We start from the raw sequence: 12,133 nt of genomic DNA, 5'->3' as shown, positions 1-12,133 counted from the left end.
TTCGTCTGGCGTGACCGGCGTATGGGCGACCACCTTTCGCCTCGTTGCCAGGAGGGCCTGCTCATGGCTCTGAACCAGACTGATCGCCATCACATCCAGATGATGCGCGCTGCGGGGGTTGCCTACTCTCGTATTGCCGCGCACCTGGATCTCAACGCCAACAGTGTCAAGACCTATTGTCTGCGACACGGCATCACCGTCGATCCTGCCGTTGAGCAGGTCACGGACCCAGTTGGAGTGTGGTGTTTGCACTGCTGCAAGCCAATCGAGCTCCGGCAAGGATCGAAGTTCTGCTCCACGGCCTGTCGACGAGCCTGGTGGGCCACCCACCGCAGAGTGGTCACCGAAGAACTGGTCTGCGCGAACTGCCACCGACAGGTCACTGTTGCTCGCACGAGCCAGGTGAAACGCAAGTACTGCTGCCACCCGTGCTACATCCAGCACCGCTTCAACACACGTGGCGGTAAACGATGAACATGGCAGCCGAGCTGACGGCTCATCGCCAGCTCACGCAGGTCAAGCAGCTTCTCGAACGCGGCATCCTCACCCCACGCGAAGCCATCACCGTCTGCCAGCGCCTCGACACCCCAGATGCGCCGCTAGCCGCCCTACAAAGAGCCTGTTTCGTTGACTATCTCGAGGGTTTGAGTGATGTATGGATACAACCTGAAACCCTGTCTGACTAGGAGAAATACCTTGAAGAGAATGGAGCAAATCACCCCGCCACCGATCAGCACTTCTCCGCTTGTGAAAGTGGCAGCGTATGCCCGCATCAGCATGGAAACCGAGCGCACACCGCTGAGTTTGTCCACCCAAGTTTCCTACTACCAGCAACTCATTCACGACACTCCTGGCTGGACGTTCGCCGGAGTGTTCGCCGATTCTGGAATCTCTGGAACCACCACGCATCGACCCCAGTTCCAAGAAATGCTGGCCCTTGCCCGGGAAGGGGCAATCGACCTGATCCTCACCAAGTCGATCTCGCGGTTCGCTCGCAACACCGTCGACCTGCTCGAAACCGTTCGCGAGCTGAAAGACCTCGGGGTGGAGGTGCGATTCGAAAAGGAGAACATCTCCTCAACCAGCGCTGACGGAGAACTCATGCTCACCCTGCTGGCGTCTTTCGCGCAGGCAGAATCGGAGCAAATCAGCCAAAACGTGAAGTGGCGCATTTGGAAAGGCTTCGAAGAAGGCAAAGCGAACGGCTTCCACTTGTACGGTTACACCGACTCCGCTGACGGCACCGACGTGCAGATCATCGAAGAAGAAGCAGCCGTGGTGCGTTGGATCTTCGCCCAGTACATGAAGAAGACCTCGTGCGAAAAGATGGCCGCGCAGCTCATCGCTGACGGTAGGGTTCCGCACCTGGCTGATAACAAGATGCCCGGCGAATGGGTCCGTCACATCCTGAAGAACCCGCACTACACCGGCGACCTCCTGTTGGGCCGTTGGTCGACTCCGGAAGGCAGGCCTGGACGAGCAGTACGCAACACCGGCCAGTTGCCGCAATACCTGGTGGAAAACGCGATCCCCGCGATCATCGACCGCGACACCTTCACCGCTGTACAAACCGAGATCGCACGCCGCCGTGAACTCGGGGCCCGGGCGAACTGGTCCATAGAAACTGTGGCGTTGACGTCGAAGATCAAATGCGTGTCCTGCGATTGCTCGTTTGTGCGCAACGTACGCAATCCGAAAACCCAAAACTCGATCTCCACCGAGCACTGGATCTGCACCGAACGCAAGAAAGGCCGCAAAACCGGATGCGGCACCTGCGAGATCTCTGACACGGCACTCAAAGGCTTCATCGCGCGAGTCCTGGGTATCGATACCTTCGACGAAGAGGTGTTCAACGAGCGTATCGATCACATCGACGTGCAGGGAAAAGACCATTACACGTTTCATTACACCGATGGCACCAGCAGCTCGCACACGTGGCGACCAAACCTGAAGAAGAGCTCGTGGACCCCAGCAAGAAAAGCCGCCTGGGGCGAACTCGTGCGTGCCCGCTGGGCCGAAGCCAAAAGGCTCGGGTTGGACAACCCACGGCAAGCACCAACACCACCAGAAGCATTGGTGAAGTACCGGGCCGTGGCCAAGGCAGAGGCTGAGCGCCTGCGCGCCGAGCGAGGCGAACGCTAAATGGCCCGCACCGTCACAGCAATCCCCGCCACCCGAGCTCTCCACACTGGTGCTCCACTTGGACAGACAACCCTGCGCAGGGTCGCCGGGTATGCCCGCGTGTCCACCGACCACGACGATCAGGTGACGTCCTACGAAGCCCAGGTCGACTACTACACCCGCTACATTAGCGATCACGCGGGCTGGCAGTTCGTGAAGGTCTATACCGATGAAGGCATCACAGGCACCTCAACCAAACACCGCGCTGGGTTCCAGCAGATGGTGATCGACGCGCTCGACGGCAAGATCGACCTGATCATCACCAAGAGCGTGTCCCGGTTCGCCCGCAACACCGTCGACTCGCTCACCACCGTTCGAGCCCTCAAAGACAAAGGCGTGGAGGTCTTCTTCGAGAAAGAAGGCATCTGGACCTTCGACGCCAAAGGCGAGCTCCTCATCACCATCATGAGCTCGCTGGCGCAAGAAGAAGCCCGCTCCATCTCAGAAAACGTCACCTGGGGGCACCGCAAACGCTTCGCCGACGGCAAGGTCACCGTCCCATATTCTCGGTTCCTCGGCTACGACAAAGGCGAAGACGGCAGCCTCGTCATCAACCCCGAGCAAGCCAAACTCGTGCGCCGGATCTACAACATGTACTTAGGTGGCATGTCCATCGGCACGATCGCCCGCACCCTCACCGACGAACCAGAGACCTTCACCGCCGCAGGCAACAAGACCTGGTATTACCGATCCATACGAGCGATTCTCACCAACGAGAAATACAAGGGTGACGCTCTCCTGCAGAAGTCGTACGTCGCTGACTACCTGACGAAACGTCAAGTCATCAACCAAGGCGAAGTACCCCAGTACTACGTCACCGCCAGCCATGAGGCGATCATCAGCCCGGCAGTGTGGGACTTCGTCCAAGCCGAAATAGCTAAAGGGGCTAGAGATCAGCGAACCCAGCATCGCACCCGGCCCTTCTCATCGACCTTGGAGTGCAGCCAGTGCGGGCACTTCTTCGGCTCGAAAACCTGGCACGCGGGCAGTAAGTACGAAAAGGTCATCTGGCGGTGCGGCCACAAATACGCAGGCCAGGAAAAATGCGCCACCGGGCACATCAGCGATCAACGACTCAAGTACATGTTCCTCGAGGCTATCCGCCTCCGCTTCGGCTCACCTGCCGATGACACCGTCAACCACGCCGTACTCGACGCGCTCGACACCAGCGACCTCGAAGTCGAAGCAGCCGGACTGATCGCCCAGATCGACCAGGTAGCGAAAAAGCTCGAATCACTAATCACCCACAACGCACGCGTCGCGCAAGACCAACAGGTTTACGAGAAGGCGTTCAACGCTAGCCACGAACAGCACCAGGCGCTGTTAGCTGAGCACGCTGCCGTGGTCGACGAAATCCACAACAAGCACAACCGACTAGCCGCCTACCACTACTACAGGCAAGAGACCGCCAACCTTGAACTTGAACAGTTGGCCTTCAACCCATACCTCTGCGTAGCTTTGCTCGACAAAGGCACCGTTAACATCGACGGTACGGTGACTTTCCACTTCCGCGACGGCAGCACCCAAGTAGTAGCCATCAAGGCGGACATTGGGCAGGCGCCAGGGTGTGATTAGAGTTGCCACTCCTTAATCAAGATCTCCAAAAGCTCTTTCTGACGTCGCTCGATAACACTCGGAGTCCACACCGGTTCTCCAAGTACCTGCGTGGTGAGTGCGAACACCGCCACGCCTTTCCCCGACTTGAAGTACCTCTCCTTCTTAACATCGAAGTCATAATTGCAAGCACTGGAGTTTTTCCGGCGATTGAGCAGCAGTAGGTTCCCAAGACGATGTGTCCATACTTTTGCTTCGCAGAAAATGACGGGCTCGATGGTGCTGGTTTTGGACAGGTCATCGGAATAGACCGTGCCGCGCAGTGCGTGGGCTTTGCCCTCGACCCGGTGTGCGGGTAGGACGTTTTTTCGTGCTGCCAGCCAAGCTGGTTGCCCGTTAGACGCAACTCCACGGCTTTTGGCACGGCGGGATCGGTGAAGTCCCACGATAGGGATGCTGATTCTCCGCCGATCTCAAGATCGGCCCTCACATTGGTTTTAGCGACGAAGCTGGGGTCACATGACGTTTTCGTGACGGTCGCTGCCTGCCCGTCGATTATCACCTCGCTTTGAGTCTTGGCGAATAGAGCATCGAGTGGCTCGAGCTGAGCTTTGCGCTCAGGGCTCGGTGCGTACTGGCCGTTGGCTACCGACTGATACGGGTCGTCGCGATGATGGCTCTCGTCAGACGTGCAGTCGATCTCCGCTTGGATTTCCATAGCCTTGAGTTCGGCCGCACCGTCGCCGCTGATTTCACGCACGGAGGCCTCGATCCGCCAGCGGTCTGCGTCAACACTCACGAGCGGGTCACGTCCAAAGTAGTCGCCTCCCCAGGAGTGCAGGGTGTTGCCGGCTCGCCATATCACATCCTTGACGGCGCCATCGGCAACCTTGACGGTGAGCAACGACTGCGGCTGATCCGGTGTTTCGAATGACATCGTTGATTCCCCGTCGATCGTGGCGCACGCGGCAGATGTCAGGGGCTTATCCGTGCTGTCAACGCTGAGCTTTGCGCTGATGGAAGGAGCTGAGGTGTTCGGGGGGTGATGTCGTGGCAGGCGAGGCCGAACTCTCAGGTGCGGTCTCGTCGCCACAACCGGCGAGCGTAGCTGCAAAAACCAGAGCCATTGCTGCACAGCGTTTCTTGATGCCATCCTTTCAACCCGGCGGTGAGCTGGGTCACGTAGGCTAGGGCGTTGAATCTACCGTAGGGCTTGGCGGGAGCACTAGCGCACGCGCCAAGCGCTGGCGGCCTGCTGCTGGCGCCAGTATGCGGCGAAGCGGCCATCAAGGGCGAGCAGGTCCTCGATGCTGCCGTCCTCGATGACGCGGCCGGCATCGAAGAAGATGACGCGGTCGGCCTGGCGGATGGAGGACAGGCGGTGCGCGACGATGATGCGGGTGCGGGGCGTGGTCTCCGAGCTCAGGGCAGCGGCGACGGCGCGTTCGTTTTCGGTATCGAGCGCGCTGGTGGCCTCATCGACTAGCAGCACGGGGGCGCAGCTGAGCAGGGCGCGGGCGATCGAGACGCGCTGGCGCTGCCCGCCCGATAGCAGCGTGCCACCGTCGCCGACCATTGTGGCCATGCCGTCGGTGAGTTGCGCGGCAACGGCATCCACGCGCGCGAGTGCGGTGGCGCGCTCGATCTGCTCGCCGGTGGCGTGGGGATTACCGATGGAGATGTTGTCCAGCAGTGTGCCGTCAAACAGGTACGGGTCTTGGAAGATGACGGCGATGAGGGCGCGGCGGGCGGCGGGAGTGAGCTCGGCGAGGTCCGTGCCCTGGATACGGATGCTTCCGGAGGTGGGCTGGTGGAGCCCGGCCAGCAGGAACAGCAGGGTGGATTTGCCCGAGCCAGAAGGCCCGACGATCGCGGTTGTGGTGCCCGGCTGGAAGGTGAGGTTCAGGCCGTCAAGCACGGGGCGCTCGCGCGTGGCGTCATAACCGAAGGTGACGTCGGCGACCTCGATCTGGGGAGCGGTTGAGAGGGTTGGTGTCGCGGTTCCGGGGTGCTCGCGCGGTGCGGCAAGCACGGTGTGGATGGTGCGCAGTGCGTTCGTGGTCAGTTGCAAGCCGGCGGTGATATCGGCCACGAGCGCCAGGGGCTCCAAGAAGCGGACGATGACGACGATGAGCGCGATCGCGGCGGCGGGGGAAACCTCGCCGGTGACGGCGCGGCTGACCGCGAGGGCGCCGAGCGCAATGAGGGCGAGCTGGGTCAGCAGAGTGAAAACCAGCTGCTCGGGCGCGCGGTAGGCGAGCAGTCGACTCATCGCATGAGTGTGCGCGGCAAGTGCCTGGCCGACATGGCTGCTCTCGGTATCGACGCGGCGGGCGGAGCGCAACGCCTGCTGGGTGCGGGCGAACTCCAGGAGGCGCTCGGACAGCTGGGCGTGGGCGCGATCCGCGGCGGCGTCGGCGCTGCGCGCCAGGCGCATCGAGAGGACGAGGGCGCCAAGCAGCAGCGGCAGGAACGCCAGCGCTGCAGCGCCGAGCGTCGGAGAAAACCACAGCAGGCCGATGCCGATCGCGGCCGGAAGAATAAGGGCGTTCAGCAGCGGCGTCACCAGGTAGGCGATCAACCCGACGAGTTCGGGACCGGTGGCAGCGACCGCCTGACGCGTGGTGGCCAGGTTATCGCCGGTCAGCCACTGCAATCGGATGGTGGTGATGCGCTCGGCGACGGTGTGCTGAGCGTGATCCAGCAGCACGAAGCCAACAGCGTAGGCGTGGCGGGCCGCGGCGCTATCGCACCCCCAGCCAAGCGCCGTAGCGATCGCGATCATGGCCAGAGGGCGCCAGGCATCACCCGGCTGCGAGCTGAACAGGGCCGAGATGAGCGGAATGAGGGCGAGCGCCGCTGCGGCGCGTAGCGCGATACTTAGCGCCGTGAGCGCCAGGTAGGGGGTGATATGGCGGCGCTGGGCCGGTGGCAGCAGGTTAATGAGCGTGCGGATCATGAGGTGGCCTTCGTCTCGGCGGCTGCCCAGAGTTCGGCGTAGCGACCGCCGCGTGCGAGCAGTTCCTCGTGCCGACCCTGCTCGATGATCTGGCCGCCATCGAGCACAACGATGGTATCGACGCCAGTGATGGTGTGCAGGCGGTGAGCGATGAGCAGCACGGTGCGTCCGGCGGTCAGGCGGCTGACCGCCTGCTGGACGAGGTATTCGGATTCGGGGTCGGAAAATGCCGTCGCCTCGTCCAGCACGAGGATTGGGCAGTCGGCCAGCAGCGCACGGGCGATGGTGATGCGCTGGCGTTCACCGCCGGATAGGGCGATGTCAGCGCCCAGGATCGTGTCATAGCCGTCCGGTAGGGCGAGGATGCGCTCGTGAATGTGAGCGGCGCGGGCAGCCTGCTCCACCTCGTGCCGACTGGCATCCGGGCGGGCGAGCGCGATGTTCTCGTGGGCGCTGGCGCGCACCAGTTGCGGATTCTGGAAGACGAAGCCAACCCGCGAATACAGCTGTGATGCCTCGAGCGTACGAAGATCGTGGCCGCCGATGCGGATTGCGCCGTCGGTCACGTCGTAGAACCGGGCAAGCAGGCTCGCCAGGGTGGATTTACCCGCACCGGACGGGCCCACGAGCGCAGTGATGGTACCGGGCGCCAGGCGCAGCGAGACGCCCGACAGCACGGGGGTAGACGCGTCGTAGCCAAAGCTCACATCATCGAACTCGACGAGACCAGCGGGCCTCGGCGCGCTCGCCGCATGCTCGACCTCAGGCAGCGTGGACAGCTGCTCCTGGTCGAGCATGACCTGGATTCGGCGTGCCGCGAGCATACCGTCGCGCAGCGCCTGCAGACCGTAGCCGACGCCCAGTAGCCGCGCACCGAACGTCGTGCCAAGAAAGAGGAAGGGCAGCAGCGAGATCGGATCCATCATGCCCGCGGTGATGAGCGCGGTGCCCACCACGCAGCTGAGGAACAGGAACGTCGCGGGGCGCGTGACCAGATCGATGAAGGTTTTGCGGCCGCTGAGCGGCTGCTGCCAGGATCGCAGGAAATCGAGGTAGTCTCGCAGGCTCCGGGTGAAGGGCGCGGCGGCTGCACCCCCGAAGACGCGTACGACGGCCTGCCCCTGCAGGTAGGCGTCAGCAGCGCTGGCCATCTGCTGGCGCCACTGCGGCGCCTGCACTACGCGCGGGCCCGACTGCGTCATCATGATGTACATGCCGATCAGGTAGGCGAGCACCGGCAGCAGCAGGGTGAGCGCCACCCGCCAGTCGATCACGAACAGGTAGCCCAAGACGGCCACAGGCGCGACGATGGCGCCGACCGCATCGGGCACCGCATGCGTGATGAGGTAGTGCATCGCCAGCGGATCATCGTGCACCAGCTGCTTGATGTGCGCCGCGCTGCGGGTATCGAAAAACCCGAGGGGCACGCGTCCGAGCGTCATCAGCAGTCGGGTGCGCAGGTCCTGACTGACGCGCGCATCGACGATGTGCAGCCAGGTCATCAGCCCGGTCGTGAGTAGCGCGCCCGCGATAAGGACCAGGCCGGCCCACCAGCCCAGGCGGATGAGCGCGTCGGTGCCGGCGCCGACGAGCAGCAGCCGGGCGAGTTCGACGAGCAGGACGTAGGGGGCCAGCTGCGCGAGTGTGGCCAGCGCTTGCACGATCGCCGCCAGGATGAAGGTTGTGCGCAGCGGGGCGAGCAGGCGCCGACCGGCCTCAGCCCGCCACGTCCCGCTGATAGGCGCAGCCTCGCCGGCCGCAGGTACCTGCGCGGCGGCAGCCTCGGGCAGATCCTTGGGGCGTTTTTTGCCGAATGCCCGCCCATAACACCAGTAGGCGCGGGCTTGGATTTCGGACTTCGGGAAGCCAAAATCGTTCATCAGGCGGCGACGCACATATTTCAAGCTGTCGGACTCACACGCCACCCACGCGCTCCAGTTCGACCAGTCCCGCGCAGCCAGTCCCGCCGCCAGGCTCGCCTCATCGACGCGCGGCACCCAATGCACTCGCGCGCGCGGATGCGTGCGGATTTCCAGCATGTGGTCATCGAGCGTGTGCTCTTCCAGGTACAGTTCGACCGGCAGCTCGGATGGAAGCACCTCGAGGATTGAATTGATGGCGGGCAGCGACGCGGCATCACCAATGACGAGGTATCCGTCGGGTAGTTCCTCGGGCAGGACGAAACCCGTCGAGCCGAGCGTAGTGACCGCGATGGTATCGCCCGGCTGTGCCTGGCTTGCCCAGCTGGAGGCCGGCCCGGCAGGTTCGTGCAGCACCACGTCGATCGCGAACTCACCGGTATCCGGGTCGGCCTCGACGATGGTGTAGCCGCGCTGATGTTCCTGGTCGCTGCCGTCCGGATCGGGGAACCAGAACCGCAGCCAGGCCGTGGGCGCGAGAACGACCTCGGCAAGCAGACTTGCACTCACCAGGTGGATTCGCACGAAATGCGGGGCGAGGTAGGTCACGGCCGTGACTGTTGCGCTGTGGTCGCGCGCTCCAAATCCGCGCGTCAGCACGCCCTCAAAACCCCGTTTCGCCATGTGCATTCCCTCCTGCGCCGCGCCACAAATTCACAAATTAAGGTAATCCTAACCTAAGTCGAGGGCGGGGTGCAATGCGTCGGCGCGGCGCCTAGGGCTGCAGGCTCGCCACCAGCTCGCGCACCCGAGCCTGAATCTCGTCGCGGATCACGCGCACGGTGGCAAGGTCCTGCCCAGCCGGATCGGCCAGCTGCCAATCCTCATAGCGCGTGCCGGGAAAACGGACACGCATCGCCGCAGCCCATCGTGATGACGACGTCGGAGGATTGCACGTCCTCGGCCACCAGCACCCTCGGGCGCGCCGCGGCCAGATCGATCCCGACCTCCGCCATCGCCTCTCGTACCACGGGGTTGATCGAATCAGCGGGGGCGGAGCCCGCGGAGCGGACCTCAATACGTCCGCCGGACAGCGTCTTGGCAAAGGCCGCCGCCATCTGGGAGCGGCCTGCATTGTGAACGCACACAAACATGATCGTGGGTCGGGTCATAGCCCCACTGAACCGCAGGCGTGGGCAATGGCCAAGGCAGGGTCTAGCCTGGAAGGGTGAGCCTATGGCGCGACAAGCAGCAAGCCCGGGCGGCCGAGGTGCCGCCCTGGCTACTCACCGTCCTTGCCATGCTTTCGGTCCAACTCTCGGGAGCCTTCGCCGTTGGCTTGAGCAACGACGTCGGGCCGCGCGGGGCTGCCTGGCTGCGCGTGGCCGCCGGCGCCGTCCTCATCCTGGCGATCGCGCGCCCGCGCCTGCGCGGTGTGACCTGGCGTGACGCCGGTCTCGTCACCGCCCTCGGCGTCACCACCGGCTCGCTAACTTTCTTCTTTTTGCCGCAATCCAGCGCATCTAACTCGGCACCGCCGTGGCTCTGGAATTCCTCGGCCCACTCGTCCTTGCCGCGCTCACAAGCACCTCGCGGCGCGCCCTTTCCTATCCCGCCCTCGCCATGATCGGCGTCGTCTTACTGACCCGGCCCTGGATCGGTAACGTCGACGTCGTCGGCATCCTGTTCGCCCTCGGCTCCGGGCTCGGGTGGGCGCTGTATATCGTCTTAACCCAACGCGTCGGTGATCGGTTTTCCGGCATCAGCGCCCTCGCCTACACCATCCCGATCGTCGCCATCGCCTACGCGCCCATCGGGCTACCCGAGGCGCTGCCGTACCTGTCCCTGCCGGTCATCGCCACGGCGCTCGGGCTCGCACTCCTGATGCCGGTCATCCCTCTCGCCTTCGAAATCGTCGCGCTGCGTGCCATGGCCCCGGCCGCCTTCGGCACCCTCATGTGCTGGAGCCCGCGATCAGCGTGCTTATCGGCGCGATCGTCCTCGCCCAAGTACCGCTGCCAATCCAGGTCCTTGGCATCGTGCTCGTCGTCGCCGCCGGAATCGGCTCGGAGCGCTTCGCCGCCCGCGATGTGTCGCCCACGCCCATCACGTGGCCGGAGAGCGACGAAGCCTAGGTCAGCAGGGCCCGCACCTTCGCGTCGGTCGCCTTACCCGAGATGACCGTGCCCTTTTCAAACAGCTCGATCACCCGCGGATTGATATAGGAATCGCGCGCGATCGCCGGCGTATTGTGTAGCCACTCGGCCGTCGTCTTGATCGCCGCCGTCACGGCCCCGGGAGAGGTATCGCCCGCCTTGGCCGCGCGCGACAGGGCCTGCGCCGCGACGGCAGCGAACAGACAATCGCGACCAGTTCCTAGTGGCCCTAGGACTCTCCTCTCGTCACCCGGGCAGTTAGACACGTTGAATAAAGTCATGAGCTTTCCGGCAACCGTTCTGCGCGTTCTCGTCGCCTCCCCATCCGACGTACCCGATGCCCGAGATGCAGTCGAGGGCGCTCTGCACTCATGGAATCGACTCCACGCGACGACTCGGAATGTAGTCTTACTGCCGTGGCAGTGGGAGACCAATTCTGTACCGCTGCTCGGAGGTCACTCTCAGGAGATCATCAACACCCAGGGAGTCGACGGAGCCGACATCGTGGTCGCGCTCTTCGGCAGCCGACTCGGCTCACCAACACCAGATGCAGTGTCGGGAACAGTTGAAGAGATTGAGCGAGCAGTAAACAGCGGGAAACCGGTACACCTGTTTTTCTCAAGAGCCCCACTGCCTCATGACGTCGATACTGCGCAACTCGAGGGTCTCCGAAATTTCAAGAATGAAATCAAGGAGCGGGGACTGCTCGGAGAATTCGATGACATCCGCCAACTGGAGAACCAAGTCTGGGCTGCCGTCGAGCATGACCTAGTCAAAATCGATCTCTCCGTGGTCGGGGTGCGCCATGAGCCGCTCGGCGTCCGCTTCCGCGTCGAGTCAAAGAGCGAGCGACACGAAAAGGAAATTGACAAGCGCGGCAAGATCAAATAGGAAACGAAACACTGGTTTGAGGTTACCAATACTGGTGATCTCGCTGCTGAAGCGGTGACCTTCGAAGGCCAAGCCGCATCGGGCCTTATGAGACTCCTTGTGGATGATCAGCCAATCACGCTGGAACCTGGGGTCATCTGGAAAGTGCCAGTCTCGTATTCGATGGGCACCGCAGGCACAAAGCTAACCGTTCACTGGGTCGAAGATAATGAAAAACAGTCGAAGACTTTCGACGTCCAATGAAGCGCGATGAGGTTACCCTCGTTTAGTGGACACCCTATTTGTACGGATCTTGTGTCCGTAAGAGAGGATGTTCATTGTGAGTCAACAGCGCAAGAAGTACACGCCTGAGTACCGGCGTGAGGCCGCGAACCTGGTAATCGAGTCAGAGCGACCGATCGCTCATGTGGCTAAGGAAATCGGTGTTTCCGCCGGGCTTTTGGGCCGGTGGGTCAAACTCGAGCGTGAGCGCCGAGGATCCTCCGATGGGATGAGCGAGGCTGATCTTCGTGCTGAGAATGCTCGTCTGCGCC

Annotated in this window: 12 protein-coding genes and 1 pseudogene; 8 read left to right on the top strand and 5 right to left on the bottom strand. The window is 62.8% G+C overall.

Annotated features, from left to right (window positions below; translation table 11 throughout):
* The first annotated feature begins 63 nt into the window (after window positions 1-63).
* From HMPREF2932_RS09335 to HMPREF2932_RS09320, 4 genes are read left to right on the top strand one after another with little or no spacing between them, the layout of a single operon-like run.
* The gene (locus HMPREF2932_RS09335) at window positions 64-474 is read left to right on the top strand and encodes a hypothetical protein (RefSeq protein WP_049157412.1); all 411 of its coding nucleotides are present in this window, start codon (window positions 64-66) and stop codon (window positions 472-474) included.
* Window positions 471-686 (top strand): hypothetical protein, encoded by a 216-nt coding sequence (locus HMPREF2932_RS09330; RefSeq protein ID WP_049157411.1) that lies wholly within the window; start codon window positions 471-473, stop codon window positions 684-686. Before HMPREF2932_RS09335 ends, HMPREF2932_RS09330 begins: the two co-directional genes overlap by 4 nt.
* 19 nt (window positions 687-705) lie before the next feature.
* On the top strand, window positions 706-2,142 hold the full coding sequence (locus tag HMPREF2932_RS09325) for a recombinase family protein (RefSeq protein WP_080975138.1): 1,437 nt from the start codon (window positions 706-708) through the stop codon (window positions 2,140-2,142).
* Window positions 2,143-3,756 carry a recombinase family protein gene (locus tag HMPREF2932_RS09320; RefSeq protein ID WP_049157410.1) on the top strand — a complete coding sequence of 538 codons (1,614 nt, stop codon included), beginning with the start codon at window positions 2,143-2,145 and terminating at the stop codon, window positions 3,754-3,756.
* Here HMPREF2932_RS09320 and HMPREF2932_RS13885 read toward each other — a convergent pair.
* The 4 genes and pseudogenes from HMPREF2932_RS13885 to HMPREF2932_RS09300 form a co-directional block, all read right to left on the bottom strand.
* On the bottom strand, window positions 3,753-4,181 hold the full coding sequence (locus tag HMPREF2932_RS13885) for a GmrSD restriction endonuclease domain-containing protein (protein ID WP_070491109.1): 429 nt from the start codon (window positions 4,179-4,181) through the stop codon (window positions 3,753-3,755). The two genes, HMPREF2932_RS09320 and HMPREF2932_RS13885, sit on opposite strands and share 4 nt — an antisense overlap.
* Before the next feature lie 779 nt (window positions 4,182-4,960).
* A complete protein-coding gene (locus HMPREF2932_RS09310) occupies window positions 4,961-6,694 on the bottom strand; it encodes an ABC transporter ATP-binding protein (protein WP_071410046.1) in 1,734 nt (577 codons plus the stop codon).
* The gene (locus HMPREF2932_RS09305; protein ID WP_070510587.1) at window positions 6,691-9,237 is read right to left on the bottom strand and encodes an ABC transporter ATP-binding protein/permease; all 2,547 of its coding nucleotides are present in this window, start codon (window positions 9,235-9,237) and stop codon (window positions 6,691-6,693) included. Before HMPREF2932_RS09305 ends, HMPREF2932_RS09310 begins: the two co-directional genes overlap by 4 nt.
* Window positions 9,238-9,328: 91 nt before the next feature.
* A pseudogene (locus tag HMPREF2932_RS09300) lies at window positions 9,329-9,725 on the bottom strand (arsenate reductase ArsC).
* Window positions 9,726-9,781: 56 nt separating this feature from the next.
* On the opposite strand from HMPREF2932_RS09300, the gene HMPREF2932_RS13880 reads away from it, so the two are divergent.
* Together HMPREF2932_RS13880 and HMPREF2932_RS13875 are read left to right on the top strand one after the other, a co-directional pair.
* Window positions 9,782-10,180, top strand: coding sequence for a DMT family transporter (locus HMPREF2932_RS13880; RefSeq protein ID WP_246818654.1), 399 nt, complete (start codon window positions 9,782-9,784; stop codon window positions 10,178-10,180).
* Window positions 10,181-10,532: 352 nt separating this feature from the next.
* Complete coding sequence (locus HMPREF2932_RS13875; protein ID WP_187357596.1) at window positions 10,533-10,688, top strand: hypothetical protein; 156 nt, start codon at window positions 10,533-10,535, stop codon at window positions 10,686-10,688.
* Here the strand turns inward: HMPREF2932_RS13875 and HMPREF2932_RS09290 are convergent.
* Complete coding sequence (locus tag HMPREF2932_RS09290) at window positions 10,685-10,990, bottom strand: hypothetical protein (RefSeq protein WP_049157405.1); 306 nt, start codon at window positions 10,988-10,990, stop codon at window positions 10,685-10,687. The genes HMPREF2932_RS13875 and HMPREF2932_RS09290 overlap by 4 nt on opposite strands.
* Between HMPREF2932_RS09290 and HMPREF2932_RS09285 the strand changes: the two genes are divergently transcribed.
* Both HMPREF2932_RS09285 and HMPREF2932_RS09280 read left to right on the top strand, forming a co-directional pair.
* On the top strand, window positions 10,989-11,600 hold the full coding sequence (locus tag HMPREF2932_RS09285) for a hypothetical protein (protein WP_210397776.1): 612 nt from the start codon (window positions 10,989-10,991) through the stop codon (window positions 11,598-11,600). The genes HMPREF2932_RS09290 and HMPREF2932_RS09285 overlap by 2 nt on opposite strands.
* 319 nt (window positions 11,601-11,919) lie before the next feature.
* Window positions 11,920-12,133 (top strand): transposase (locus HMPREF2932_RS09280; protein WP_246818653.1); only part of this gene is annotated, 214 nt, incomplete at its 3' end.

This window comes from Corynebacterium sp. HMSC074H12 (assembly GCF_001813755.1).
In the GTDB taxonomy this organism is placed as follows: Bacteria; Actinomycetota; Actinomycetes; order Mycobacteriales; family Mycobacteriaceae; genus Corynebacterium; species Corynebacterium hiratae.
Note: the sequence above shows the minus strand (reverse complement) of the source record. Positions and strands in the feature narration are given on the sequence as shown.

Bases quoted from the DNA above. Each gene is read 5' to 3' on its own strand.
- HMPREF2932_RS09335 (WP_049157412.1), top strand. From the start codon at position 64: ATGGCTCTGAACCAGACTGATCGCCATCACATCCAGATGATGCGCGCT.
- HMPREF2932_RS09310 (WP_071410046.1), bottom strand. From the start codon at position 6,694: ATGATCCGCACGCTCATTAACCTGCTGCCACCGGCCCAGCGCCGCCAT.
- HMPREF2932_RS09285 (WP_210397776.1), top strand. From the start codon at position 10,989: ATGAGCTTTCCGGCAACCGTTCTGCGCGTTCTCGTCGCCTCCCCATCC.
- HMPREF2932_RS09325 (WP_080975138.1), top strand. From the start codon at position 706: ATGGAGCAAATCACCCCGCCACCGATCAGCACTTCTCCGCTTGTGAAA.
- HMPREF2932_RS09320 (WP_049157410.1), top strand. From the start codon at position 2,143: ATGGCCCGCACCGTCACAGCAATCCCCGCCACCCGAGCTCTCCACACT.
- HMPREF2932_RS09290 (WP_049157405.1), bottom strand. From the start codon at position 10,990: ATGACTTTATTCAACGTGTCTAACTGCCCGGGTGACGAGAGGAGAGTC.
- HMPREF2932_RS09305 (WP_070510587.1), bottom strand. From the start codon at position 9,237: ATGGCGAAACGGGGTTTTGAGGGCGTGCTGACGCGCGGATTTGGAGCG.
- HMPREF2932_RS09330 (WP_049157411.1), top strand. From the start codon at position 471: ATGAACATGGCAGCCGAGCTGACGGCTCATCGCCAGCTCACGCAGGTC.